Origin of the sequence: Vibrio tapetis subsp. tapetis, assembly GCF_900233005.1 — a bacterium.
GTDB lineage: Bacteria > Pseudomonadota > Gammaproteobacteria > Enterobacterales > Vibrionaceae > Vibrio > Vibrio tapetis.
This window is the reverse complement of sequence record NZ_LT960611.1, coordinates 2,371,094-2,396,794: the sequence shown is the minus strand read 5'-3', so window position 1 is coordinate 2,396,794 and position 25,701 is coordinate 2,371,094. Positions and strand designations below refer to the sequence as shown.

Sequence of the window (25,701 nt, the reverse complement as noted above, 5' to 3'; positions counted from 1 at the left end):
ATTAAGATGATCACCATTTTTTTACTTGATACGCCTTTACTTAAGCGAGCACGATGACAGTTACTGTTAATACCAATGTTCCAGCCCTGGTGGCCCAAAGAAATTTAGGCCAAGCGACCAGTGCATTGAACCAATCCTTGGAGCGACTCGCTTCAGGGAGTCGTATTAATGGGGCGAAGGATGACGCCGCAGGCCTGCAAATATCGAATCGACTAGAAACTCAGATGCGAGGATTGGATGTCGCGGTACGCAATGCCAATGATGGGATATCCATCATGCAGACTGCCGAAGGGGCGATGAAAGAAACCACAAATATCTTACAACGGATGAGAGATTTGTCGTTACAGTCTTCCAATGGTTCAAACAGTGGGGCTGAACGGACCGCGCTTCAAGAAGAAATGTCTGCCTTAAATGATGAGCTAAATCGTATCGCAGAAACGACGTCTTTTGGCGGTCAGAAGTTACTGAATGGAACATACGGTGATGCATCATTTCAGATCGGCGCCAGCGCGGGTGAATCTGTCATGGTTGGCATCAAGAATATGCGCTCTGATACCTTAGCGATGGGCGGCGTGAGCTACATAGCTCAAGGTATGGCGGATAAGTCATGGACGGTTAGCGAAGGTAATAACCAGTTTAATATTGGTTTTACAGATTTTAGTGGTCAGGCCGTGTCTTTAAACATCAGCGCCAAAGTTGGCGATGATATTGAAGAACTGGCCACTTACATCAACGGCCAAACAGATGAGATCTCTGCCTCGGTTAATGAGAAAGGGCAACTGCAAGTTTTTGCTAGCAGTAACGAAGTTGCCAGTGGCTTAAGCTTTTCAGGAGAACTGGCCGCAGAACTGAGTATGTCAGGGCCCAAACTAGAAACGGTAAATGATATTCAAATTACCGATGTTGGTGGCGCACAACGTGCCGTGTCTATCATTGATAGTGCGCTTGGTTTTGTTGATAGTCATAGAGCAGAGTTAGGGGCATTCCAAAACCGTTTTGACCATGCCATCAATAACCTGGATAACATCAATGAGAATCTAGCCGCTTCTAACAGCCGTATAAAAGACACCGATTTTGCCAAAGAATCGGTCAATATGATCAAGCAGCAAATCCTACAACAAGTCAGCACCAGCATTCTTGCTCAAGCGAAGCAAACGCCCAATATGGCTCTTACGTTACTCGGTTAACTCTTTTCTTTATATTTTTCACGGCTAACAGGCCATAAATGATGATTAATCTGTATCTTGTTGCTTATTGTGGGTAAATAATAAGCGTCGAATGTATTTGCCTTTTCCCTCATATCGTTTGTTTATATTGGCTTTTATCCCTTTATTTTAAAGGCTTTATAAGACAAAAAAGAAATCTTTATCGGCGGTAAAGTAAAACACTTTAGAGGAAAATGCGTAAAAATAACCGTTTGATGAAAAAATGGCCACTTAAACCATTAAAGTGAATTTATTTGGGAAAACGGCTAAAGGAATTAGCTTTGGTGTCGTTACTAAGAACAACTTAAATAAATCAACTTGGTTTTTCGCGACGGCGAAAGCCGCAGTACGAAAAATCAATTGGAGAATTCATCATGGGCATGACAGTAAACACCAACGTATCAGCGATGACCGCGCAGCGTCACTTAAACAACGCATCGAATGATTTAACGACATCAATGGAAAGACTGTCATCTGGCTCAAAAATCAACAGTGCAAAAGATGATGCAGCGGGTCTGCAAATCTCTAACCGCTTAAATGTTCAAAGCCGTGGTCTTGATGTTGCTGTTCGTAACGCCAACGACGGTATTTCAATTGCACAAACTGCAGAAGGTGCAATGAATGAAACGACGAACATTCTACAGCGTATGCGTGATCTTTCATTGCAATCATCAAACGGCTCGAACTCTAAATCAGAGCGTGTAGCGATTCAAGAAGAAGTAACGGCACTTAATGATGAATTAAACCGTATCGCAGAAACCACCTCATTCGGTGGTAACAAGCTTCTTAATGGCACATACGGCACTGCGTCATTCCAAATTGGTGCTGATAACGGTGAAGCTGTCATGCTAACGTTGAAAGACATGCGCAGTGATAACGGTCAAATGGGTGGCTCTAGCTACCAGGCAGCAAATGCAAAAGACAAAGACTGGACAGTAGAAGCAGGCAAGAACCAATTGGATGTTAAGCTGACAGACAACGCGGGTGTCGAGCAGACGTTTTCAATCACCGCTAAAGAAGGCGATGATGTAGAAGAGTTGGCAACCTACATCAATGGTCAAACTGACATGGTAAAAGCGTCAGTAACGGAAGAAGGTAAGCTACAAGTATTTGCTGGTAACAACAAAGTTGCGGGCGATGTAGAGTTCAGTGGTTCACTAACGTCAGACCTAGGCCTTGCTAAGAGTGGCAATGTAACGGTTGATAGTATTGATGTAACCTCTGTAGAAAGACTATCGGGTAAAAAATGTAAATTTTAGTGAGATAATGAGCAAATAATTGTTAAAAATATATAGTTAAACTAAAAAATATACTTACATAATCCACTTACAGAAAATTCACGAGATTCGTAAGATAAATGCCTCGTAAACGCTTCATTTACACTTACATTTTCACCACTTGAGGGTCATCTGGGTGTTGGACTGACCTTCCTGAGGTTCTAACCCTACACTTAATCCAATAAGACGAATTCCTCGGCCATTAGCTCGCGCCCAAGCTTTTTTTAATAAAGCAGAGAAAAAAGCTTTATCAAGACTGATTTGTTTATGTTCAACCGTTGTTTGCTGGAAGTCATCGAATTTAAGTTTAAGACCCTGACGGATTATTCTTTTATCATGAGAAACCTTACTGAATCGTCTCACTAGTTCATCATATAGTGATTCAATAACTTCTAGGCATTCTGATTCAGTCAGAATATCTTGAGCAAATGTCCGTTCAACACCAAGGGATTTTCTAATTCTTGTTGGTGTTACCTCACGACGATCAATTCCATGGCAGCGCTCCCATAGGGAACTGCCAAACTTACCAAAATGTTTGAGTAACATGTGTTGGTCGTAATTTTTAACATCAATACCTTGGTACAAACCAAGGTTATGCAGCTTCTCCAGTGTTACCTTACCAACACCGGGAATTAAGCCTAATTCTAGATCGTCAACAAATCTGTCTATTTCATCTGGAGTTACGACACAAATTCCATTTGGTTTATTAATATCGGAAGCGACCTTTGCAACAAATTTGATAGGGGCTATTCCGGCACTGGCCGTAAGGTTTAATTCTGATTCAATGGCCTTTCGAATATCCTCTGCGATTAATGTTGCCGACCCCCTAAATAGTTGAGAATCTGTCACATCAAGGTAAGCCTCATCAAGCGATATAGGCTCAATAAGGTCGGTATAACGAGCAAAGATTGCATGGATCTGCTTGGATAAAGCCTTATACTTTTCCATATCTCCACCTATAACCATTAGATTTGGGCATAGTTTCAGAGCATGAGCGGTCGCCATTGCAGAGCGAACACCATATTTTCGAGCAATATAGTTACATGTTGAGATCACACCACGCTGATTCTGGGAGCCACCAATCGCCAATCGCCAATGGTATATCCCTTAACTCAGGATAATCTCTCATTTCAACTGCGGCATAGTAACAGTCAAGGTCTATGTGTATGATTTTTTTCAGCATTTTCATTACACCCAAAACACAGGCAACCAAGTACTTAAAGTCACCATTAGCTTTATGTTACCCAAAAGCTCATTACAAACAAACTGAGCTCCACAAATATCCTCATTATTATACTGTATACCCAACCAGCTATCGAGAAGTGTATCTACAAAGAAAATTTGCCGGTGGGAGTAAGGATGCTTACCATCACAGAATTTTCGGCTAAGTCACTAATTTTACGACCAATAGTAAAAACCTCGCTAAGAGCCAAGACTTTACCCTACGTCTTTCTGGGTCATAGATACTGTAAAGATGTGAGTCACTTTTGCCCCAAACCTTCTTAGCCCCAACGAACTGATTACCTAGCTAGTACTACAAATTGACCAAATTAATCTAATCCATACTTTAGGCACTTATACGGTAACTTTTTATCTATTCACACAACAGATTGATACCTGTTGAGTTTCATAATGAATAACAGCAATATATACGGAATGTAGATACACAATAAATCCATCTATAAAGTGATTTTTTCGAGGATATATGAAAACTTGCATTTACTGTCGACAGAAAAAAGAGGATGAAAAATTTGGGTTAGAACATGTCATTCCGCAGTTCTTAGGTGGTTCACAGGCTCCTGACCGATTAAAAACCAGAGATGTTTGTATTACTTGCAATAATAATCTTGGTCTGTTTGTTGATGCTGCGTTTGAGAAGGATTTCATGGTTTTTAACCAGTTAAATGAAGTTTCTTATTCTTTGTTTGATCCAAAACTAAACAATGGTTTACCTCTTCGATGTATGGGAGTGTGTGATCTTTTGCCACCAAATATTAAATCGGATGAAGTCTGTGAACTTTGGTTAGGCCCGCTAGGAGAGCAAGTATTTTGGGTGCGACCACACGATGAGCAGAAGTACTGGTATTCGGGAGGCAACCCACGAGCTGTTAAGAAAATAAGGTCTAGAGCATATTTTCTTTTTTCCACCAGATCTAATAAAGCTCCAGAGATATCATGGAATGCATTTAAGGATGCGTTTGTAGGTAAAAAAGTAGAAAAAATACTGTGTACTACTGTTGAAGGTGCAGATCCTAAAAGTATTGGGTTTAGTGAACCAAGTGAACTGGACTTAGAGCGCATTAATTACTTTCGATCCAATTGTTCAAATGGTCAAGAGCGTAAAAATAGAGTATCCATGTATATGGACTTTGATATTCGCTTTTTAGCTAAACTAGCAATTGGTATTTCATATGTCTGTTTTGGAGAAAGTGCCATTGTTGGCTCAGCTGCTGACGAGTTGTATAAGGCTTTGTGGTTTAAGCCTAACGATGAAAAACCTAAGATAAAAGGGGCAGGGGCTTACAATCAAAACGATCTTTTTTTAAAGCAACAATGCGGTATTGATTTTGGCACCACTATTTCACTGATCCCATCGAATGGTCATATAGCATTGAACCTTAATATTAATAGGCAGTTAAATTGGGTGATAAGTTGCGCAGAAATCGAGCGCATCGCTCCAAATCTAGTTGATTCACTGGGACTTGGTAAATGCTTCTTGTTAATTAAGCCGCTAAATAGAGTTTTGGAGCTCAATTTGGAAGATCTTTTGGCTTTCAATGGTGGTTCTACATTCAATAGTGATCTTGTAGAGATTAAGAATAAAGTTGATGCACATCGAGATTTCTTTATCAATCTATAAAGTACAACAAACGATTATGGCTTTAAGATACTTTTCTAATACCCGCGAATTGAGTTAGAGCTTCGTCTCTAGCTCTCTTTTGTTTGCCCAGCGAAGCTGGCAAACCCATTAGGCTGAAAGAAGCCTAAATCACCCTGATTGAGGGGAAGATAATCCGAATCGCAAGGGCGTTGCTGGCCAACGGCAGGGTTTGAAGGAAGCGATAGGAAGTTAACAGTACACAACGAAAGTGAACCTGATTCGGCAATTTAGGTGGGTAAGCGTGCAAAATAGCGTGAAGCCCGATACTCAATCAGACCTAGATTGTGCTTGAGGGTGGCATTGTTAACAGGGAGCCAGTGCAGTAACTGGGGAAGCCTGACACCACATCCGAGCAAACGTCGGAAGCATAAACTCAAGGCGAGAGCCAAGATCTATGTTGGTGCGAGGTGGCAGATGAATCCGTAGTAGTGAGTAAAGCTCGGCCGGTGAAGCCCAGTAATGGTGTGGAGGATAAAACTGAGCTGACCATCAGTAACACGTCTGATGGGACAACATTTTGCCAAAAGCAATCTGGTGTTGCGAAGGGATGAAGTACATTTTAAGTCTGTGATGAGCAGATGTTTTTTTTTCAGTGGTATACAAGTTGATTAGCTATCGAGGTATTCCGTCTCGGTCTTTGTGAAAGCAAAGCACTGAAGCGAGAAACCGTACAAGGGAGTAACTCTGACTCACTCTAGTAAATTGCCATTGAGCTAGAAGGCTAGAGAGTGGAGTGAAATACACCAACACTGTGAGAGAGCATTTGTCCCCACACGGCACACAATCTAAAGGAAAAAGTTGAGAGTTTACTACAGTGTATATGGTCACTTGCTCCACAAAGAGCGACTCTATAAAGGATTAAAAAAGTGTGGAAAGCGAAAGGCGCGGCCGGAATAGATAGGCAGAGCCTAAGCGACTACGCCCAAAATCTGAGTGATAACCTAGATCAACTTCTTCTGGAACTCAAAACCAAGCGATACACCCCTCAACCCGTCAGACGGGTAGAAATACCGAAAGATGATGGTGGGGTGCGATTACTTGGGATCCCAACAGTACGGGATAGAGTTGTCCAACAAGCTCTAAATGATCTATTAACCCCAATCTTCGAAGAGCAGTTTCACCCATCCAGCTTTGGGTATAGACCGAATCGAAGTTGTCACGATGCTATAAACAAAGCGACGATGTTCATCCGTCGATACGGAATGCAACACGTCGTAGATATGGACTTATCGAAGTGCTTCGATAAGCTCGACCACGAGCTTATTCTAAAAAGCATTAAGAAACGAGTCACAGACAGTAGCGTACTGGAGCTCATCAAACAGTTCCTGAAAAGTGGCGTAATGGTTGATGGAGAGTGGCAGCATACCGAGATAGGTAGTCCGCAAGGTGGAGTAATAAGCCCACTGATAGCGAACATCTATCTGGATGCGTTTGATCAAGAGATGCGAAAGCGAGGACATCGAATAGTCCGTTATGCCGACGACATACTGATCTTCTGTCGCAGCCGTAAAGGTGCAGAAGATGCGCAAGTACAGGCAACGAAGGTCCTGGAAAAACAGCTCAAGTAACGGTGAACGAAACCAAATCACACATAGCGCACAGCGGCGAAGGTGTGAAATTCCTTGGAATAGAAATCGGTAGCCATTATAGCCGTATTCAGCCAAAGAAAATGTCGACGTTCAAAGGAAAGTTGAAGCGAGTGACAAGACGCAATGGCGGTAAGCCATTGTTAGAAGTCATTAAACAACTGAATCCACTTCTGAGAGGGTTCAGCCAGTACTTTCGAATAGCGAATGCCAACAGGGAGTTTAAGAAACTGGCCGCGTGGTTAAGGCGAAGACTTCGCAGCGTCCAATTACGATTATGGAAAAAACCGACCCGACTCCACCGCAGGCTAAGACAGCTAGGTTACGAAGGGTCATTCAGGTATATCTGTATGGATAGTTGGAGAAATGCTGCGAGTCCATTAGCCAGTTACTCGATGCCAAATCAATGGTTTAACGACCTTGGATTAGTGAATCTTGAACACGTTAGGACAGGATATGTGTTCAGCCATTATGCTGAATGGAAATGTGCATGAGCCGTATACGAGGTCCGTACGTACGGTTCTGTGAGAGGGATGAGGCGGAGACGCCTCACCCTACTCGATGCCCCAAAGTTGCTTAGACCTTTGACTCATTCACATCCTGTTCACGAGCTTTTGCCCTACTAAAAGTTATCCATTCTTCTAATGCTGTTAGTTGTGAATCCCCGTGTTGTATCACGGGGGTAAATTCAACCTATCTATCAGCACTCACACAACCGTCTCTGTGTAAATTCAAAGATAAATTGTAGTAACAAAGAACTAGACAGGAAAACTCGGCGTTTAAATATAGGAACCTCACATCTAATACCTAACACTTAAGCAATTAATTTCAATGTGTGTTATTGAATTATTGTTTATTATCCCCATATATATTGTGGTTAACCATTATGGAGTAGTTAGAAATGTCTTGGACTCAAAAACAAATAGATGATGTATGGGCAAAAGCTCAGTTTTCTAGTGATAAAAATGAGGAAATGGGTTATCGCAATGACCAGTGTACAGCTTGGATAAAGCGAAACGCTTATGGTATGCGTATTTCGGCGATTCCGATCGGGCGTTTCGGTTTAATCCGATCACCTGACCCTGCCGTTTTTCTCTACCTCTAGTTTTACTCTAACTGATCGGATTGCGCCAGTTTTCTCATTGATTCCCCTCCTAGTTCTAATCGGTGGCTGTTATGGATTAATCGGTCTAAAACAGCATCAGCAACCGTGGCGTTACCTATCATGTTGTACCATTCTTTTACAGGAAGTTGGCTTATCATCATCGTGCTGCTGACCTGATATCTGTCTTCAAGTAACTCCAGTAAATGACCTGCATGATCCTGAGTGAGCTTTTCCATTCCCCAGTCATCTAGGACGAGTAAGCCTTTTTTCGATAGTGCCAGTAGCTGTTTTTGATATGTGCCGTCAAGACGGCCTGAACTTAGATCATCCAGTAAGCGACTCAAACGGTAATATCGAACGCTATGTTGCTGCTCGCAAGCCTGAGCCGATAAAGCGCAAGCGATATAGGTTTTTCCTGCTCCTGTAGGGCCAGTGATCAAGATATTTTGATGTTTGTGCAGATAGATTCCTGTCAGAAGTTCACTCATCTGACTCCGCATTAGACCTCGCCCTTCTTTGTAAATAATTTGGCTTGCCTGCGCATCTACTCTGAGCTTGGCTTGTCGCTTGAGCCTTTGGATCTTAGTTTGGTTTCGGTTAAGCAACTCACTCTCTAGAAGTAAGCTTAACCTTTCTTCGAACGCTAGCTCTGCGTAAGTGGATAGCTGCTCACGTTGCTGCTCTAAAGCTTGTGCTGCATGACCAAGGCGAAGTGCTTTTAGTTGTTCATTTATCTGGTTCATTACGTACTCCTAGTGGTAAAAGTCAGGGCCACGAACATTGCTGTGCTCTATGTTGGGTGTGGTTTGAGTTTCTGATGAGAGTTGGCCTTCCCGATGGTTTACTAACAAGTTTTTGACGAACTTAAGATAGGGTTTATTGATTAGAAGCGCATCCTTACAGGCTTGCTCTAGACGAACATCACCGTATTTTTTACTCAGGTTCAATAAGCCAAGACAGCTACGATAAGCTTGTTCAGGGTGTGCCTTTTTCATCAATTGAACATTCACCATTTCACGAGTTGCAGCGCCAATATGTTCTCCCCAGCGCAATAATCGTTCAGGAGACCATTTCTGATACCGATGGTTGCTGGGCATGTGTTCGGGGTAAGTGCTTATCCCTCGTTCTTTTGGGCTACATGGATGTTGTGAGACTAGGTTTCCTTGATAATAAATGCGTATCAAGCGGGAAGTGGCTTCAAGTTCAACATGTTGTCCCACTAACTGGTGAGGCACAGAGTAGTAATGTTTTCTGTACTCTATGTGGTAGTCAGGCCCAACTTTCGCCCGCTTAGTTTCGGTATAGATGTAGCGTTGGATTGGAAGTGGTCTCAATGCTGGTTTATCTAACTGCTCGAACAGTGCCTGACGGCTGGCTCCTAGCTGTTTCATTTCCCTTTGGTTCAAATCATTCATTAGCTCACGGATGGCTAGGTTTAACTCTTTGAACGTGTGGAAGGTATTGTGTCGTAGTCGCATCATTATCCAACGCTCAACAATGAGCACTGCATTTTCAGCTTTTGCTTTGTCTTTAGGTTTGTATGGTCGAGCAGGCATGACAGCCGTCTGGTAATGGTTAGATAGTTTCTGGTAACTATCGTTGAGCTGAGGTTCATAGCGGTCATGTTTAGTGACAGCCGAACGCAGGTTATCAGGGACTAACAACCTTGGAACCCCGCCGAAGTGTTCGAAGGCATTGGCATGGGCTTCCAGCCAGTGTTCTAGTTTTTGACTCTCACTTGCTTCCACGTAGGTATAATTGGATGCACCAAGAGTGGCAACAAAAACCTGGGCATGACGGATCTCTCCCGTGTCAGGGTTAACGACTGGGATCGTTGGGCCACAGTAATCAATGAACAGCTTGTCACCTGCGATGTGGGTCTGTCGCATGCTACGCTTCTGCTTCTTTAACCAACGCATGTAATGTTCACAGAACTGAGTATAAGCGTAGGCTCGCTCCTGATATTGCTCGTAATATTCTTCCCACAACAGCAGTTTCGTCATGCCTTTTCTTTTTAGTTCCGTACAACAGTTAGCGAAGTTTGGCATCGCTTTGGCTTTATTCGCTCCTTTTGGGTGATAAAGCGCATTGGTTAACTCTGTATCTGAACAACTATCAGGGAGCGGCCAACCTATTTGGCTTTGATTAAAACGACTGATGATTTCAGATACGGTCGCACAACCAATTTTCAGACAGGAAGCGATATTTCTGTGTGACAATCCGCACTCGAATTTAAGGCGTAAAACCTCTTTGATTTTTGTCATTGGTGTTCTCTTTTTTGGCATCATCACTTCCTAGTTGTATACGACTACTAACAAGGATAGCGACTGGTTGATTTAAAAGAGAAAAAGGGAGGGTTTCGGAGTATCCGATCAGTGATTTCGCTATTCCGATCGCCCATTTCGGAGTTTGGGCTAAAGTGATCGGATTATTGCGGAATGAGCGATCGGTTTAAACCGAAACAGGTGATCGGATAATGCCGAAATAGGTGATCGCAATGCTCCGAAATACGCAGGTAAACGTGATTCAGTATATGGATGGGAAATTGATCATATTACTCCAGCTTCAAAAGGTGGTAGTGACAATCTAAGTAATCTTCGACCTTTGCATTGGAAAAACAATGCATCTCGACAAGATGACCGTTTGACTAAAGCAGTCTACCGAGATGGGATTAAAAATATCGATGCAGAAACAGGTAAAGAACTTAAAGTTTAGCTAATCGATGTAGAATACAAGTAGAAAACCAACTTCTCGGAGTTTTTAATTCCGTCGTTGGTTTTCTTTTCACTGAAGTAGCGGTTATACGATAATCACATTTTTCTTTTAATGTTTTCTATGGCTCTAGCAAGGTTCAATAAGTGAGTTGAAGTCTTAATCTCTAATTCAGACTGAATCCCTAGTCGCGCTATTCCCGCCAATATTTGTTGTGGCCTCACCACTTGGCCAGTCGGTAGCTCCATACTGTCGTACAACATTTTGAACTGTTCCCAATCTTTACTAACGCTTAGTTCCCGAACTTTCGCCATTCTCATGAGTCTTTTGCACTCAGGAGGGATTGGATTTCCACCACCCCAACTTGTGACAGTTCTCACAGTTTTAAAGCACAGTTCAGCAACCTCTTCCTTGGTCATTTGGCACTCTAACTCTCGAAAAATGTAATTCTTACTCATTTCGCGATACTTCACAGATAAAACATCTAAATACAAGAAGTTGCACTGCAATAACAAGATATGCAGCATTAAACACACGCAGACAAAGTGCACACCGTACAAAGGCGTATTAATTGGCAAATTTGCCTTATAAAAAGTTATTCATGAATCACTAATATTAGAATTCCTGAGACTCATTTTTGTTCAAAACCTTCACAGGCTGAATTTTTACCCGTTGTGAATTTTTACCCGTGGCACTTTCTAATTCGAAAGTACCCTCTTGTTTTTTAACTCAATAAATCAACGACTATATAGCGAGAATGGTAGGCACGACTGTTTTTTGAGAGGGGTTTCACATCATTACCTCTCAAAGGCCAGGGCATAACTAACATATGCAAAATCAGTTAATGGATTAATAAATATGGCTTCAGTTTCTTAGTATGAGAGGTTGTGACGCCAAGAGTGTTCCAAAGCCGTTTGAAACTCCTGTCCACAAACATCTGTTAATGCTTCGTCCAGAAAAGATTCCCAGAGATCACCTAACTCTTCCTGCATCTGATATAACTCATCTATTTCTTGTTGTATGGCTAGTATCGCTTTTCGTCTGCTGTTGAAAAGAGCACTATCTTCATTTAGATTGAAAACCCTAATTGTTTCCTCGGCTTTGCGCAACGCAGACCCTGTTAGACTCGGGCGAGCAATCACTATGCCCGAAATTAGAAAGAGAAAATAATCATTAGGATCATCTACGTCTGGTTTGACTAGTTCTGCAATATTGTATTTACCTGCATCTGCATCTTTATAGATCCCACAGCGCCCCCACCCCCCAGCCTTTGAACTATCGCCGCAAGAGCCAAATACATTGCCCCAACTAAATGTCTCTCTAGGGTGGGCTGTTCTGGTTTTAAAATGCTCAATGTGTTTTCGTTTTAAGTGGCACTCACAATATGCGCAATACCCACTTTGCATTTTGTCTAACTCAATCCAGATTTCATCTTTAGGGGCTTCTTTCATCCAGTCGTTTTGTCCTGCGACTAGACCAACTAAACAATTTGAAGGATGGCGATGCAATTTTTTCATTCACCAACTCTCTTCTTCTCAATGGCGTTTTTAGCCTTGAGTTTCATTTTCTGAATTCTGATTAAGCTATCGCATTTTTTTATCTCAGAGCTATTCTTACCGAAGTGTTTACGTATGCCTTCATACAGAGCTTGCGCTTCCGAATTATCATCGTAATGTTCACCGATTAAGAGAGCTTCAAATTTAGCTAGCCAATGAGTTTCTTCTATGCGTTGAGGAGCGGCAAAAGTATCCATTAGCTGCTCCAAAACGTCCGAGTTGAGGATCCCCTTAGTTTGGAAGTCGGGAGCATCTATGAGAGTTCTACCTTTTGCATCTGTGCCTTCAAAAACTCTGATGTTATCTTTATCTACGGTAGATAGCACTAATGGACTATGTGTTGTAACAATGAATTGAATGTTAGGAAAACAAGTTTGAAGGTCTAACAAAACGTCCTGCTGCCATTTAGGATGCAAATGCAACTCGACTTCATCGATTAAGACAATTCCTTGCCCTTCAAGAGGGTTATTGAGTTTAGGGTTTAACATTACTAAGCGACGAACTAGGTCGGAAACTAGCCCTAAGAAAGTGCGCTGCCCATCTGAAAGTTGTTCAATATTGATATCAATGGAGTCATTTTTTACTAAAACGACGTCAGAGCCAGTACTTGTATCAACCCACATATCACTAACGCTTGGAATGACACTACAGATAGCTTGGACGACTATTTTTTTTGTTTGTGCATCTGTTAGTACCTGATTAGTGATAGCGGACTTCAGTGTAGATAAAGCATCATTCAGTTGATCCCTTGTTTTTTTAAGAATAGGTTCTAATGACATGATTCCACTGTCAACAGAGGACTCTAGATCTTTGACTTGCTGCTTTAGTGCTTCAATTTCGTTAGATTTATCATTTACTGACTTTTTATGCAGAGCTACAAACCATTCTACAAAATGCTCGAACTTGCCTGAACCAGTAAGAGCAGAATTGTACGCGTCAAAACGTTCCTCTCTAAGTGACACATTGTCCTTACTTAAGCGAGATAATGGGTGAGAGCGCTCTACGGAATAAAAGGCGCACAAAGGGAGGTTTACTGCATTATTTTTATTTGCAACGCGGAATACATTAGAAAGCTCTCGAAGGTTCTTTACATCGCTATCTCGCCTTTCGGAAGCTCCAAGACTTGCTCTTGATAGACGTGCAGGTAGTCGCTTTAACCCAGAACCATATTCAAATTCTGTTAATACATCACAGTAAGAGTTATCGGAGCCTCTTCTAATATCATATAGTTCACTCAATCGCTGACCAGCACCTTCTTCTTTAAGAATATTGGCATTAATCCAACTTAACGTTTTGGATATGGCGTTAAGGATTGTGGTTTTACCTTGCCCATTATTCCCGATTATCACAGTTAGATCCGGTTCGAAGGACATACGTAAGTTTTTAAATCGACGAAAATCGAATAGTTCAAGGTTTGCTAAATGTAGCTTATTTTGGGGTACAAAGATGTCAGGAATATCTGAACTATTGCTCTCAATGTACCTAGCACATTGTAATAGGTAATGATTAGCTAGCTCCTCATCTATAGCAAGACCATCTAGACCATGAGCATAGTTCTGATAAAGCTGAAAGGCTGGGAGTAGCTCATTTTTCCTAGCTCTTCGCTCTAGCTCTTTGATATTTTTTGTTTTGCTAGTCATGACTTGCCTCGTAGATTCGTTGAATTAACTCACTCGTATATTTAGTTTTTAATCGGCTTATGAAAACTGGCTCAATATGTTGAGCGAATGCTAATAGTCCTTGTAAGTGTCTGATATCCGAGCCATCTAATAAATTGTACTTAAATTGATTTATTAGATGTTTGATGTATCGCTTACGTTCCCTTCCTAAAGAGAGTCTACTTTCATTGCTAAGTGTAATGCCTGTAACATGTCGGTTGTGCGCACGCGATGAAAAAGCTGTTTTACTGTGGTTGAGCTTAAGGCTGTACGAGAAGAACTCGACTAATAGTTGTTGGATAACAGGAACTATAGTGTTGAGCGTATTCTTTTCGTTGGTTGAGAATGTCAAATCATCAGCATATCTTGTATAAGTGATTTTTTGATCGCTGCAGACATTAGTCATAAAACGGTCAAATTCATAGAGACAGAAGTTAGATATGCTTGGTGAAGTAGGAGCGCCGACACTCAATACAAGCTTACCTAGCTCCGTCTTGCTCGGACACCAAAAGATAAGCTTTTCAACAAGCCTCTTTTCCTGAGTGGTAAACATTGGTGTGTCAACTGTACAACTCCCTACACTTTGCCAAAAGATGGCAGGGGTTATAGAGTTGAAAAAATTCTCAAAGTCCGTTTTCAGTAGATAATTGTTCTGAACATGAGCAAGAGCATTTTCTCTGATGCTCTTTCCTTCACAATATGCCATAGCTGTAGGATGCACAGGGAATGTATATATAGCCAGAAAGGCCCTCTGGTACTCTTTGAGTTCTTTAGATGGCTGGGCTATAACTCTATGTCCGTGTGACCTTTTTGGGATCTTGTACACACGATATTTACTTGGGGCATCTACCAAAAAACGTATGACTTCAGACTCACTTTTTCTTAGGTGCCTTGCTAGTTGCTTTACTAAGTTCATAAACCTCTCAACAAAAAAAGCCCAAAAGTACTAATACTCTTGGGCTTAGCTCTTTACTAGAGACAGCGAAATGTACTTACTTCTTCGCGGTCTAAAGGAGGAACGAGTTTGGATCGCGAAGAAGTAAGTACATTTCGCAACCAATCCCGTTCAATAAGTTAGAGTCTGGCTAATCACCCGACTAGACGTAATTCGTCTTAAGCTAAAGAGCTCTTTAATGTTACTCCAACCCTTTATATTTAACAATGCTTGTTAGTAGGCGAAGTGGATATAGGCCTAAACTCATGCATTTGCATAAAAGTTGTAGCTCCAGTTATTAAGTGCCCTGCACCATCAATACAGGCTACCAAGCTAAGCGACTTTCCTATACCTGTAGTTATTTTTGATATGCAAATTTAGTAAAGTTACTAGCACGGAATTGTCCAGAGGCTTCATAGATCTGAAGTTTTACTCGTGGCACTTTTCTCTCAAAGCACCACTAGCTCAGATCTGCCCCTTTTTTAATCTCGATTATTGATAAGCTTAAGCACAGATGCCTTCGCCGAGCGCAAATTTTAATATGTAGACTCAAGCAGCTTTTGCAACTAATTGCTTAGGGGTTACAATGTCCTTTTATCTATATGGTTATGGGGAATATGATGGAAAGAGGTGTTATTGCGTTACCGATGAACATTCAGTACAACATGACAGGTTTGTCATTCAGTTCGAAACTAACTCCTGAGATGGTTAGGTACTATATGTTGTACTGGGACAAGATGATTGTTCCCGACAACAACCTCATATCTTTCGGTATTCCCGACCAAGAAGACCTCGTCGCAACAGGAAAAGTTCTGAGACCTAAATTGAGCTTTGGCAATGGACGATACTCTAGCCAAGATATTGCTGATGCAATGCTATTAGAGCAAGCTGAACTAGCTAAAATGTTCAACAAAGATCCTAATGTTGATTGGCTTATTCATCAATCTGATTGTAATCAGTTCTACTTACCTCCTGAGTTGTCCGAGCAAAACGATCATATTCGTTTTGGCTTGACTAACGTGCTTCCTGTTCCTGATCGTTCGGTGAATATTAACGAGATACTTGAATTCAAAGATTACCGAAGTGACGAGCTAGGTGATTTACATAACTGCATAAATGAAATGTATAAAGAAGTGTTATCTGCACCCGATCAAACTCTTGAGGGCAAACAAGCAATAACTAGATTTCAAAACTCGATCAATAACCTTGACCAAGTATCAAAGGAAAGATTCCGTATTTTCAATAAGTTTGATATTGACGTTCAATACAAACTTTCTGGGAAAGACCTAATTCAAACAACAGGTTTGGCTAACCTCGGGGGGGCAGCATTACCGGCTTTTGGAATCGATATGTTCACAGGTTATTCTTTTACTATGGCAACTGCGGTTGGTGCTCTTGCTGGATTTGTGTCTGGTTTAGAAGTTTCTGTGTCAAGAAGCCAAGCATTGAAAGAGCCCACCAACAACCCATTAATGTACCTGTCTAAAGCATCAGAAGTTGGAATAATCACGATTTAAGGCTTGTAGTGATCTGAACTAGCAGAACTGGACACCTCACTGAGCGACTTTCCGATAGCAAAAGTTATCCGAGTTTTTCTATTTTACGTGATTACTCTAAGAAGGCTTTGTTCAAAACCAGTTTAGAACATTTGATCTAAATGGTTTATGCCCCACCTTTTACTCATTCATATCCTGTTCATGGGGTTTTGTCCTACTAGAAGTTATCCATTCTTCAAATGCCGTTCGTCGTGAATCCCCGTGTTGTATCACGGGGGTAAATTCGACCAAACTATCAACATATAGAAGACCCATCATTGCTTTTAAAATAGCACAACAAGTTAACCACATGATTTTTGTCACTAATTCCTAACGAGTAATCATTTAAGATTATAATCTCTCTAAATAGTTAGATCACTTATAAGTATTGGAGCTAAGGTGAAGCCAAAATTATTTATCGGTTCGTCTGTTGAAGGACTTAGTGTTGCATATGCTATACAACAGAATTTAACACACGATACTGAAGCCACTGTGTGGGATCAGGGCGTCTTTGATTTATCCGACATATCAATTGTTTCTTTGGAAAAGACTCTAGATACTTCTGACTTTGGGGTTTTCGTTTTCAGCCCTGATGACATAACAATTATGCGTGATAAAAAACACCAGACCGTGAGAGACAATGTTATTTTTGAATTTGGCCTGTTTATTGGCAAACTCGGAAGAGAGCGCGTGTTTTTCGTTCTACCTGAAGGTAGTGAAGCGCATATACCAACAGATCTTTTAGGAGTAACACCAGGTAAATATCAGTCAAATCGTGAAGATGGCCGATTGCAAGCTGCAACAGGTGCAGCATGTAATCAGATAAGACAGTCCATGAAAAAACTTGGTCTAATTAATCCTATAGAAGATAACAATGAGTCTTCTGAAGTAGATTCTCCCAAAAATGAACCCGCTCACGAATGGCTATCTGATTTATTTGATAGTAAATTTGTCTCAGCTAAAACTAAATTAGATACCCTAATGAAAGGCATGTCAGGGGATGAGTTAGAGAAGCATAAACTCTGGGGAAAATATCTCGACTTTAAAGAAAATGATTTCAAAGGCCTACAACCATTATTAGATAAAATCAAAAGCCAAGATATCCTTAGCCTCCAAGTCCTTGGCCTACAAATGCTGATGTGGGAAAAATATGAAGATGTCACTTTAGATTTAATTAAAGAGTTATTTGGTGATTCACCTACTGAGTATGATATACAGATTTTAAAGGCTGATTGTTTAAACCTATTGGGAGAAACTCAGGATGCGATTGACTTCTTAGTACCTGCCGCCATTTCACACCCTAGTCTTGCTATTAAGTTAAGTGAACTTTATGAAGGCTCTGACAACTCAGAAGAAGCGTTAAAGACTATTCATTACGCTTATCGAGAGTATCCTGCAAACCAAAAAGTTGTTTACAGATACGCGAGGCTACTGCAGGACGCTGAAGAACATAAAGAAGCCATTTACTTATTCAATTACTTAACTATCCAAGAGCCCGATAACATTGAATATCAAGGCTCTTTGAGCAATTCATGTTTGAGGCTAGATCTATACGATACGGCAATGGTAACTTCTAAAACGGCTTTAGAGCTATCTAAAGAAAACGCCGCTTGGGTTTCGCTTAACGTTGGAAACATGCTCAATAATAAAGGTTTTTATACAGATTCAATTGAATGGCTGAACAAAGGTCTTAAATTAGATAGCTCCTCTGAATACGGTCATAAGCGGCTATCTAGTGCAGTGAGCAATCGTACAACTGAAAGTAATAAGTTTAAAGCGTATTGCAAAGAAGGTAGGACTTTAATCAGGAATAAATATCTGAAACCAAGCAACCCAGTTTAAATAATATTGACCCGCTCATACGCGGGTCTTTCTTCTAGATTACCTTATTTTTGAAAGTGCTCTTGCGGTTTTAAGTAGATAAGTCGATGTCTTTATTTCTAGTTCTGACTGAATCCCCGAGACTGTCTCAATTTCTGTGTAATTGCCTAAACTAAGCCTTAAAGGCTAAGGATAGGCAATATGAACAAGAAAGAGCTTGAAGCTTTCGCCAAGGAAGCAGCAAAAGGAATTAAAACCCCTGAGGACTTAACTGAGTTCAGCCAAATGCTGAAAAAAATTACGGTTGAGGCCGCACTCAATGCGGAAATGGATGAGCATCTTGGCTATGAAAAACACCAACCCTCTAGATCGAATAATAGCCGCAATGGAAAGAGTAGCAAACGCGTAAAAACCGAAGATGGCGAGTTTGAACTCGATACACCTCGGGATCGCCTTGGCTCGTTTGACCCCAAGCTAGTCAAAAAACACCAATCACGATTTACCTCTATGGATGACAAAATCTTGTGGCTCTACGCCCAAGGAATGAGTACGCGCGACATCGTAAACGCTTTCGATGAGTGGTACGGTGCGGAGATATCACCCAGCCTCGTATCGCGCGTCACAAATGCGGTGATAGAAGAAATAGTGGAGTGGCAATCAAGGCCACTCGATGCCATTTATCCTATCGTTTATCTCGATTGTATTGTGGTCAAGATCCGTCAAGACAAGCGTATCATCAATAAGTCGATTTTCCTTGCTTTAGGTATTAACACCGATGGTCAGAAAGAGCTAATGGGCATGTGGATAGCCGAAAACGAGGGGGCTAAGTTTTGGCTGAGTGTTCTAACTGAACTCAATCAACGTGGTGTTGAAGATATCCTTATTGCGTGTGTAGATGGATTGAAGGGCTTTCCTGACGCTATCAATACTGTCTTCCCCCAAACGCATATTCAGCTTTGTATCGTCCATATGGTGCGGAACTCATTGAAGTATGTGTCTTGGAAAGACTATAAGGCGGTGACTGCCGACCTGAAACGAGTGTATCGCTCTACTACAGAAGATGAGGCTCTACTCGAACTGGAGCGCTTTGGCGAAGTCTGGGATGGGCAATATCCGCAAATATCTAAGTCCTGGCGCAATCACTGGCAGAACCTCAACACGCTCTTCAACTACCCAGAAGATATCCGTAGAGCCATCTACACAACCAATGCTATTGAGTCTCTCAATAGCGTGATCCGTAAAGCACTAAAAAAGCGGAAGATCTTCCCTAACGATGAGGCCGCAACCAAAATGGTGTACTTAGCAATCAAAGACGCCAGCAAGAAATGGACGATGCCCATTCAAAACTGGCGTCAGGCTATGAGTCGGTTTATTATCGAGTTCGAGGAACGTCTCGATAAACACGTTAACTAAATGGCAGTTACACAGAATCTGTTACAGCCTCGAATCCCCAATAGCGCAATTCCTGCTAATATTTGCTGTGGCCTCACCACTTGTCCGGTTGGTAACTCCATCCTGTTATACAACATTTTGAATTGTTGCCACTCCTCACACATACTTAGTTCACGTCCCTTTGTCATCCTCATAAGCCTTTTACACTCGGGAGGTATTTGTTTTCCTTCATCCCAACCCGTGACTGTCCTCACAGTTTTAAAACACAGTTCAGCGACCTCTTCCTTGGTCATTTGGCACTCTAACTCTCGAAAAATGTAATTCTTACTCATTTCGCGGTACTTCACGATAAAAAGCCCTATAAACAAGAGGTTGTATATTGAGGGCTATGTAAGGGGCGTTAAACATAATGAGACAAAGTGCGCACTGTACAAAGGCATATTAATTGGCAAACTGGCCTTATAAAAAGTTATTCATGAATCACTAATATTAGAATCCCTGAAACTCAATTTATGTCCATCTTTGAGCTAACTCATAGCTTATTCTGTGATATGTGGCGAATTTCAACCTAAACAGTGTCGGTTGAAATTCGCCGAGTTTTATCATGCTATAAAGAAAAGCTTGGGCTTAGTAGCTATGAATGTTACTGCCCGAATGGAACATGAATTAGCGGTCTTGTATCACGACTTACGTCTATGACGTGTTGGTCTGTTTCCGCTCAAAAATGTATATTTTAGAGTCGGTTATTACGCTAGTGGCTTTGCGATTAATAATATAACCTGCTTATTTATTGGACTATCGACGGATTAATCTTGATAACGAAATACATCAACAATTTGCTGCCTAAAGTCACCAACGATATCAAAATAGTGGTTGTTAGATTCCGGATTTTGACTCTTTATATTCCCTGCTTTTTGCTCTTTTTGAATCGTTCGTAGTGCTTCCCATCTATTCATATCAAGTGAATCATATTGGCGAGTATCGGTTAATGATTGAGGCTCATGCTTTTTTTGGATCATCGAGTCACTTGCATCTATGTGCTCTCGGAACACGACCTTGTGTTTAGGGATTTCTTCATCAACTCGGTGTGCATATTTCACTAAGTTGGGCTCAGCGAAGGTGTACAACCAAGCTTCTTGGTTTCGCCCTTGGTTTATTCTCAATATGCGGCCTAATACCTGCCTGAAATAAAGCTCTGTTTTGACGTTGCTTAGGTGGCAACAGACTTGAAGCCTTGGAATGTCGGTTCCTTCGCTGATCATTCCCACGCTAACGATCCAATCAGTATCATTGCTTCTGAAATCATCAATAATGCTTAATGGGGCATCATGCTTATAAGAAACAATGGCCGCTTTCTTTTTAAACTCCCCAGAAAGAATCTCGTGTACTCTAATTGCATGTTCGATGGATGAGGCAACTACTAACCCTGCTGCATTCGACTTCTCTTCTTGAATAACCTCGAGTGTTGTAATGCCCGATTTGATTAGGTACTTCATACAGGTATCATCGGTGATAATATTTTGATAGCGAGCACAAGGTTCATCGAGATAGTTACTAATAGATGAGAAATGGCGCGCTTCGAATTCGCTATACCTAGCTGTAATCTGGTCGTTATCCACTAAAACAATATTGGGTAGGCGGCAGACGCCATCTTTAACGGCTTGGTCTAACCCGTATATATAATCGCATGCAATTTCTGGATTGACGGTGTTATAGGTCGACAAGCTAATTGGTGCTTTATCCGAACGCCATGGCGTACCGGTTAGTGAAAGCGTGTATCGGGCATGATATTGGATATGTTCAATAATCGCTTTACCCCATGCATTTGCTTCCACAATGCTTAGCCCTGCACAGTGGTGAATTTCATCAAATACCACCAGTACACGATGGTTGCGCAGTAGTGTCCAAAAGGACTCATCAAAGAATGGTAAACACTGATAGGTATACGAGGATCCTAGAGCGCCAATCACACCATCAAAGCGACAATTAAGACGAGACTTAAATGTGCGTGCCAACCCTTTTGATATGGCGGATGAGGGCGAAAAACAGAGTACAAAATCAATTTTATCTTTTTCAAATAGTCGGGATGCGACTTCTGCAGCCATGACTGATTTTCCTGCCCCTGGTGTAGCGAGGCAAAGAAAGTGACGTTGGCCTTTTTGGTAACGATTTATAGCTAGCTCTGCACACTCAGATTGCCATTGGCGCAAAAGCATCATGAGAGGGTTAATGCCATTTTGATGGCTCGTATTTCCCCTACAAGTTTTGAGCTCTGTATTTTAGTTTGATGCCTTACATCACATAGACTTTCTTTGAGGTGTGGAAACTCAGAACTAAGGTCCTGATAGGTTTCAAATTCATGTAAGCATGACAAGAAGTCACTTTCACACTGTTCTAGTCTTTCTTGAAGTACGACTTTAGGAAACACTAGTCTATTTCCACAAGGTGTTTCGTTTGGGTAAATAGTTTGATTATTCCCTGTGATGTCCCATGATGTTCCGGAAAATAGGATTGTCTTTTGGTAGGTAGCTTTCTGAGACTCATCTACGAACACTTTGGTGAGTAGTTGTTTCTTCACTAAGCGTAAGATGTGTTGATATACAAATCGTCTTGCTGTTGCTTTATCAAGTTCCGGATCTGCAAGTTCCATGAAGCGATCTCTAAGTTCTAACACAGAAAAATCATCAAGTTGCTCATCAACGAGTATTTGATAGAGCGGCTGAATTAAGGTGATTGGCTTGCTTGGCATTTTTTTGACCAGAATTTAGAATTAAAGTTTAAATGCGGATTATAGTCCGTGGATTAGTATGCCGCAACTAAGGATAGTTTTCATTTTTACTTGGACTAAAAATGAAAGACTTAGCGGTCAAATTTGGTATGAAATTACGTGAAGTGCGCAAAAAAAATGGCATATCTCAAGACAAGCTCGCACTAATTGCCGACATTGATAGAAGCTATGTTGGCCGTATTGAACGTGGAGAAGTGAACATTACGCTAGATAAAGTCTATTGTTTAGCGCAAGCATTAAAGTGCAATGTTACTGAGTTACTGCCAGCGGCTTAATTACAGGAATATGGTCGGTCATCGCATTCAAGAAGCTCAGAGATTCCCATTAAGCATCTTGTATACACTGTTTATTGAAATCTATAATTATCGATCGGTCTCTGTGATGTACGGAATGCTTAGTTGGCTAACGATCACAGAATAGTTATGAGTTAGTTCAATAGCACTAGCTCTGTTTTACCTCATTCTTGTTGAGATCATTACTATCTATCAGTTTGTGAATCATTATTTGGCCTATTTTTCTTAATGTAGGTATGGTGTATAAGACCTATCACATAAACTTAGGCGGAGTTTAAAGTGAATAAAGAAACCAAAAAGAATTATGACAAAGCATTTCTGACTGCGCTAACACTCTTTGGAAGTGAAGAAGCCGCTAATCATTGGTTCAAGAACCCAGTTCGAGGACTGGGTAACAAACGACCAATTGATATGCTTTCGACAGCCGAAGACACTAAGGTTGTAATCGATTTTATCGGCCGTTTAGAGCATGGAGTGTTTTCGTGAGATTTTTATCCGTGGTACTTTCTAGCTCGAAAGTGTCCAGAGACGTTTCAGCGAGTGTCGTAACTCGCCTCTGTCCAGAACCTTAAAAGTCTAACACTTTACTCATGATCAAAATTTATTGTCCACCGAAAAATATAACGAACGCATAAGTACAAGTTTGATTTAGAATGTTGGTATGAAAGTAGTACATTGATGAGTCATGATTTACTCTACCCGAAGAAGTAACTAGAACAACGACGCTGAGTTTAGATTGAATAAAAATAAAAAATGCAACTTACCCGAACATCACATTACTCCTGAAAATTTTGTGCATCATGCTTGGGAGATGGACTTTAGAATCTCTACTGCTGACTCATCAGTACTTCACTCTGATTTCATTAAACATACCTCATTACTCGCCGAGCAAAAAGGTATCGGTGTTCACTATTTAGATTTTTCAGAATATGACTCAGCAGCTGCAGCATTCTCCGCAAAAGAAAATTCAAGATTTCTTGAAGCTATCGAAAATGGAAGCAAAAAAACTTTGTTATGGTTTGTTAATTGCGGATCACTGGCTCCTTTAAATGTTGATGTTACGTACTCTCTCAGAACCATTTTGACGACTAGGTATGGAAGCAACACACAATCAGTATTCATAACAACTAAAGCATCATTATTAAAGATGTTTGCAGATCGCGAAGCCCCTTTTTACCAAAGTCACTTTAGGTTGACTGGCTATGGTTGCTAGCTTTGCAGCTCACTTATCATAAAAACGTGTCTTACTTTTAACTTTCCGGAAAAATACTCTCTGAAGTAGAATTTCAGCACTTCATTTGCATGTACGATGTCAGTACAAGACATGCTTATAGGGCTTTTGAAGTCTATTTCCTTGACCACCTCGCTTGATAACGTAACGTTGATGGGCGCATTAAAATAAAGTTAACTTAGCTAAATAGGAAGTTACAACCCAAGCTTCACTTTCAAATCCAAAGGTATTTTATCAACAGCTAAATCAAGAACATCTTTTGTCGTTTTAGCTTTCAACTCACTCAGTTCTTTATCGATATCTTGATGAATCTTAATGATTAAGTCTTTTTTCTTAGCTCTAATACCTGTGTTCATTTGTCTGCGTCTTTGTTTTAACTGCTCTTTTCCATAAGACTTTAACAAATCAGAATTGGTTTCATCAAAAAAGCCCAGAATCATAGGGCTAAATTTTGACATTCTAAAAATGCTTTGTGCACTGACTCCCAAACTTCTAGCCACTTCAGATTTTGTTATTTGATATAGTGATTTAGGAGTTTTTTCATTGGCGATCTTTCCATAGTTTTTAATGTTCTTTTCTTTTTCTTTTTTAAGTTCCAAGATCATTTCCCAGGACCTATAACTTGTATGACTCTCATTACCGACAACCCAGTCGGGTTTAATTAGAACCTCAGTCCGAGCACTAACATTATCAAGGTCATTAAGAAATTCCTCACTCATCAGTTCATCTAAATCAAAGTCTGTCTGATCCATAATTCAACCTATCTTGTTCCAATTTAAACTCAATAGCACTTATCGAATTTTCAATAGCACTCAATATCTGTCCCACTTGTTCTTTATTTGGAGAAGTTGACTGCAACTCTCTAATTCTCTTGTAGCCGGAACGGAGTGTTGGAAGGTGATTTTCTAACATAAATCCCAATGCATCCTTATTGAGAGCCTCTTTGACCATCGGTTGAATTGCTTCCCAAATCCCGCGAATATGACCTTTTGTAATAACTGAATTTACACAATGGAGACAAAACTCTGGCTTAGCGTCCTGCGGGTTTATGCTACCAAACTTGGCACATTTCGCACGCTTCTCACTACCTTCCCTAGGGACACAAATAGCAAAAGGACTTGGCTCAATGGTAATAATACGACTGTTAATCGTTTCTCTTAACGCTTTAACTTCACTTTCAGAAATCGCTCTTGTTAAACTCTTGGCTTTTTTTACGTATCTTGCAAAACCTCCAAGATACTCTTCTCCAATCTTATCGGCATCAAGCAGTAGCATTTCAACTATAGAATTAAGATAACGCTGCCTTGCTACCTTAATTAGACCACGTGCATCCTTATCTCTAAGGTAAGCCATAAAAAAAGAGTTATCTAGATGACAAAATTGATGCTGAATAACAGCTCCGACATCTCCTTGATAGCGAGTTAATACGGCCTCGGCCCATACATGCCGTAAAGAATGACAGGATGGGTAACGAACTCCTTCAAGTAACTCATTCATAAGATCTGAAATAGATTTTGTGTCTAGTACCACGGAACGAGAACGAAGCAGTGACTTAGTAACATCTGACAGATAAGTTTCAAACAAATTCTGATGTTGTGCATCAATAGCTTCACCAGTTTGAATATAAGATTCAAGTGACGCTTTCAGCTCTCGTTGAGCTTTTGGGGACTTAAAAGATGTAAAACGTAACCTTTCATCCCAGTCTTGCCTTACTTTCACAGCTGTTG

22 protein-coding genes and 3 pseudogenes are annotated in these 25,701 nt (G+C 40.9%); 13 read left to right on the top strand and 12 right to left on the bottom strand.

Annotation, left to right across the window (positions count from 1 at the left end):
* Positions 1–53 precede the first annotated feature (53 nt).
* Together VTAP4600_RS10610 and VTAP4600_RS10605 are read left to right on the top strand one after the other, a co-directional pair.
* Positions 54–1,187 carry a flagellin gene (locus VTAP4600_RS10610; RefSeq protein WP_102522767.1) on the top strand — a complete coding sequence of 378 codons (1,134 nt, stop codon included), beginning with the start codon at positions 54–56 and terminating at the stop codon, positions 1,185–1,187.
* Positions 1,188–1,579: 392 nt separating this feature from the next.
* Positions 1,580–2,431: pseudogene (locus VTAP4600_RS10605) on the top strand (flagellin); the annotation flags it as partial.
* Between the two features lie 165 nt (positions 2,432–2,596).
* On the opposite strand, the pseudogene dinB reads toward VTAP4600_RS10605, so the two are convergent.
* Positions 2,597–3,665: pseudogene (gene dinB / locus VTAP4600_RS10600) on the bottom strand (DNA polymerase IV).
* A gap of 522 nt (positions 3,666–4,187) precedes the next feature.
* On the opposite strand from dinB, the gene VTAP4600_RS10590 reads away from it, so the two are divergent.
* From VTAP4600_RS10590 to VTAP4600_RS10580, 4 genes are all read left to right on the top strand, one after another.
* Entirely contained in the window at positions 4,188–5,342 is a 1,155-nt protein-coding gene (locus VTAP4600_RS10590; protein ID WP_102522764.1) for an HNH endonuclease, read from the top strand.
* An 887-nt stretch (positions 5,343–6,229) separates the two neighbouring features.
* Entirely contained in the window at positions 6,230–6,931 is a 702-nt protein-coding gene (gene ltrA, locus VTAP4600_RS26245) for a group II intron reverse transcriptase/maturase (protein ID WP_231897789.1), read from the top strand.
* Between the two features lie 2 nt (positions 6,932–6,933).
* Positions 6,934–7,443, top strand: coding sequence for a group II intron maturase-specific domain-containing protein (locus VTAP4600_RS26240; RefSeq protein WP_231897788.1), 510 nt, complete (start codon positions 6,934–6,936; stop codon positions 7,441–7,443).
* 407 nt (positions 7,444–7,850) lie between these two features.
* Positions 7,851–8,054 (top strand): hypothetical protein, encoded by a 204-nt coding sequence (locus VTAP4600_RS10580; protein WP_102522763.1) that lies wholly within the window; start codon positions 7,851–7,853, stop codon positions 8,052–8,054.
* A 2-nt stretch (positions 8,055–8,056) separates the two neighbouring features.
* On the opposite strand, the gene istB is transcribed toward VTAP4600_RS10580, so the two are convergent.
* Both istB and istA read right to left on the bottom strand, forming a co-directional pair.
* Positions 8,057–8,797 (bottom strand): IS21-like element helper ATPase IstB, encoded by a 741-nt coding sequence (gene istB, locus VTAP4600_RS10575; RefSeq protein ID WP_012397030.1) that lies wholly within the window; start codon positions 8,795–8,797, stop codon positions 8,057–8,059.
* A gap of 9 nt (positions 8,798–8,806) precedes the next feature.
* Positions 8,807–10,339 carry an IS21 family transposase gene (gene istA / locus VTAP4600_RS10570; RefSeq protein ID WP_102521770.1) on the bottom strand — a complete coding sequence of 511 codons (1,533 nt, stop codon included), beginning with the start codon at positions 10,337–10,339 and terminating at the stop codon, positions 8,807–8,809.
* Between the two features lie 199 nt (positions 10,340–10,538).
* Between istA and VTAP4600_RS26695 the strand changes: the two genes are divergently transcribed.
* Positions 10,539–10,769, top strand: coding sequence for an HNH endonuclease signature motif containing protein (locus tag VTAP4600_RS26695; protein WP_102522762.1), 231 nt, complete (start codon positions 10,539–10,541; stop codon positions 10,767–10,769).
* A 95-nt stretch (positions 10,770–10,864) separates the two neighbouring features.
* Here VTAP4600_RS26695 and VTAP4600_RS10560 read toward each other — a convergent pair whose 3' ends face one another.
* From VTAP4600_RS10560 to VTAP4600_RS10545, 4 genes are all read right to left on the bottom strand, one after another.
* Entirely contained in the window at positions 10,865–11,239 is a 375-nt protein-coding gene (locus VTAP4600_RS10560; protein ID WP_102523962.1) for a regulator, read from the bottom strand.
* A gap of 399 nt (positions 11,240–11,638) precedes the next feature.
* Positions 11,639–12,283 (bottom strand): retron Ec78 anti-phage system effector HNH endonuclease PtuB, encoded by a 645-nt coding sequence (gene ptuB, locus VTAP4600_RS10555; protein WP_102522761.1) that lies wholly within the window; start codon positions 12,281–12,283, stop codon positions 11,639–11,641.
* Entirely contained in the window at positions 12,280–13,962 is a 1,683-nt protein-coding gene (gene ptuA / locus VTAP4600_RS10550) for a retron Ec78 anti-phage system effector ATPase PtuA (protein WP_102522760.1), read from the bottom strand. Before ptuA ends, ptuB begins: the two co-directional genes overlap by 4 nt.
* The gene (locus VTAP4600_RS10545) at positions 13,955–14,896 is read right to left on the bottom strand and encodes a retron St85 family RNA-directed DNA polymerase (protein ID WP_102522759.1); all 942 of its coding nucleotides are present in this window, start codon (positions 14,894–14,896) and stop codon (positions 13,955–13,957) included. Before VTAP4600_RS10545 ends, ptuA begins: the two co-directional genes overlap by 8 nt.
* 635 nt (positions 14,897–15,531) lie before the next feature.
* Between VTAP4600_RS10545 and VTAP4600_RS10540 the strand changes: the two genes are divergently transcribed.
* From VTAP4600_RS10540 to VTAP4600_RS10530, 3 genes are all read left to right on the top strand, one after another.
* Positions 15,532–16,431 carry a DUF6236 family protein gene (locus VTAP4600_RS10540; RefSeq protein WP_145958576.1) on the top strand — a complete coding sequence of 300 codons (900 nt, stop codon included), beginning with the start codon at positions 15,532–15,534 and terminating at the stop codon, positions 16,429–16,431.
* A 417-nt stretch (positions 16,432–16,848) separates the two neighbouring features.
* Positions 16,849–18,291: a TIR domain-containing protein gene (locus VTAP4600_RS10535; protein ID WP_172443116.1), complete on the top strand. Its 1,443-nt coding sequence runs from the start codon at positions 16,849–16,851 to the stop codon at positions 18,289–18,291.
* Positions 18,292–18,471: 180 nt separating this feature from the next.
* On the top strand, positions 18,472–19,683 hold the full coding sequence (locus tag VTAP4600_RS10530) for an IS256 family transposase (protein WP_102521929.1): 1,212 nt from the start codon (positions 18,472–18,474) through the stop codon (positions 19,681–19,683).
* Between the two features lie 29 nt (positions 19,684–19,712).
* Here VTAP4600_RS10530 and VTAP4600_RS26235 read toward each other — a convergent pair.
* The 3 genes and pseudogenes from VTAP4600_RS26235 to VTAP4600_RS10515 all read right to left on the bottom strand — a co-directional run.
* A pseudogene (locus tag VTAP4600_RS26235) lies at positions 19,713–20,009 on the bottom strand (regulator); the annotation flags it as partial.
* 459 nt (positions 20,010–20,468) lie between these two features.
* The gene (locus VTAP4600_RS10520; RefSeq protein ID WP_004735223.1) at positions 20,469–21,881 is read right to left on the bottom strand and encodes a DEAD/DEAH box helicase; all 1,413 of its coding nucleotides are present in this window, start codon (positions 21,879–21,881) and stop codon (positions 20,469–20,471) included.
* Complete coding sequence (locus VTAP4600_RS10515) at positions 21,878–22,411, bottom strand: VspR family transcription factor (RefSeq protein WP_004735222.1); 534 nt, start codon at positions 22,409–22,411, stop codon at positions 21,878–21,880. Before VTAP4600_RS10515 ends, VTAP4600_RS10520 begins: the two co-directional genes overlap by 4 nt.
* A 101-nt stretch (positions 22,412–22,512) precedes the next feature.
* On the opposite strand from VTAP4600_RS10515, the gene VTAP4600_RS10510 reads away from it, so the two are divergent.
* The 3 genes from VTAP4600_RS10510 (at position 22,513) to VTAP4600_RS10500 (ending at position 23,956) form a co-directional block, all read left to right on the top strand.
* Positions 22,513–22,725 (top strand): helix-turn-helix domain-containing protein, encoded by a 213-nt coding sequence (locus VTAP4600_RS10510; RefSeq protein ID WP_004735221.1) that lies wholly within the window; start codon positions 22,513–22,515, stop codon positions 22,723–22,725.
* Between the two features lie 297 nt (positions 22,726–23,022).
* A complete protein-coding gene (locus tag VTAP4600_RS10505; protein WP_102522755.1) occupies positions 23,023–23,229 on the top strand; it encodes an antitoxin Xre/MbcA/ParS toxin-binding domain-containing protein in 207 nt (68 codons plus the stop codon).
* 250 nt (positions 23,230–23,479) lie between these two features.
* Positions 23,480–23,956, top strand: coding sequence for a hypothetical protein (locus VTAP4600_RS10500; protein WP_231897787.1), 477 nt, complete (start codon positions 23,480–23,482; stop codon positions 23,954–23,956).
* Between the two features lie 212 nt (positions 23,957–24,168).
* On the opposite strand, the gene VTAP4600_RS10495 is transcribed toward VTAP4600_RS10500, so the two are convergent.
* Entirely contained in the window at positions 24,169–24,726 is a 558-nt protein-coding gene (locus VTAP4600_RS10495) for a hypothetical protein (RefSeq protein WP_102522754.1), read from the bottom strand.
* Entirely contained in the window at positions 24,707–25,693 is a 987-nt protein-coding gene (locus VTAP4600_RS10490; RefSeq protein WP_231897786.1) for a hypothetical protein, read from the bottom strand. Before VTAP4600_RS10490 ends, VTAP4600_RS10495 begins: the two co-directional genes overlap by 20 nt.
* Between the last annotated feature and the right edge of the window lie 8 nt (positions 25,694–25,701).

What these genes read in the sequence shown, in the direction of transcription:
- VTAP4600_RS10610 (WP_102522767.1), top strand. Translation starts at nt 54, where the DNA reads ATGACAGTTACTGTTAATACCAATGTTCCAGCCCTGGTGGCCCAAAGA.
- VTAP4600_RS10590 (WP_102522764.1), top strand. Translation starts at nt 4,188, where the DNA reads ATGAAAACTTGCATTTACTGTCGACAGAAAAAAGAGGATGAAAAATTT.
- VTAP4600_RS10580 (WP_102522763.1), top strand. Translation starts at nt 7,851, where the DNA reads ATGTCTTGGACTCAAAAACAAATAGATGATGTATGGGCAAAAGCTCAG.
- istB (WP_012397030.1), bottom strand. Translation starts at nt 8,797, where the DNA reads ATGAACCAGATAAATGAACAACTAAAAGCACTTCGCCTTGGTCATGCA.
- istA (WP_102521770.1), bottom strand. Translation starts at nt 10,339, where the DNA reads ATGCCAAAAAAGAGAACACCAATGACAAAAATCAAAGAGGTTTTACGC.
- ptuB (WP_102522761.1), bottom strand. Translation starts at nt 12,283, where the DNA reads ATGAAAAAATTGCATCGCCATCCTTCAAATTGTTTAGTTGGTCTAGTC.
- ptuA (WP_102522760.1), bottom strand. Translation starts at nt 13,962, where the DNA reads ATGACTAGCAAAACAAAAAATATCAAAGAGCTAGAGCGAAGAGCTAGG.
- VTAP4600_RS10545 (WP_102522759.1), bottom strand. Translation starts at nt 14,896, where the DNA reads ATGAACTTAGTAAAGCAACTAGCAAGGCACCTAAGAAAAAGTGAGTCT.
- VTAP4600_RS10540 (WP_145958576.1), top strand. Translation starts at nt 15,532, where the DNA reads ATGATGGAAAGAGGTGTTATTGCGTTACCGATGAACATTCAGTACAAC.
- VTAP4600_RS10530 (WP_102521929.1), top strand. Translation starts at nt 18,472, where the DNA reads ATGAACAAGAAAGAGCTTGAAGCTTTCGCCAAGGAAGCAGCAAAAGGA.
- VTAP4600_RS10520 (WP_004735223.1), bottom strand. Translation starts at nt 21,881, where the DNA reads ATGATGCTTTTGCGCCAATGGCAATCTGAGTGTGCAGAGCTAGCTATA.
- VTAP4600_RS10515 (WP_004735222.1), bottom strand. Translation starts at nt 22,411, where the DNA reads ATGCCAAGCAAGCCAATCACCTTAATTCAGCCGCTCTATCAAATACTC.
- VTAP4600_RS10510 (WP_004735221.1), top strand. Translation starts at nt 22,513, where the DNA reads ATGAAAGACTTAGCGGTCAAATTTGGTATGAAATTACGTGAAGTGCGC.
- VTAP4600_RS10495 (WP_102522754.1), bottom strand. Translation starts at nt 24,726, where the DNA reads ATGGATCAGACAGACTTTGATTTAGATGAACTGATGAGTGAGGAATTT.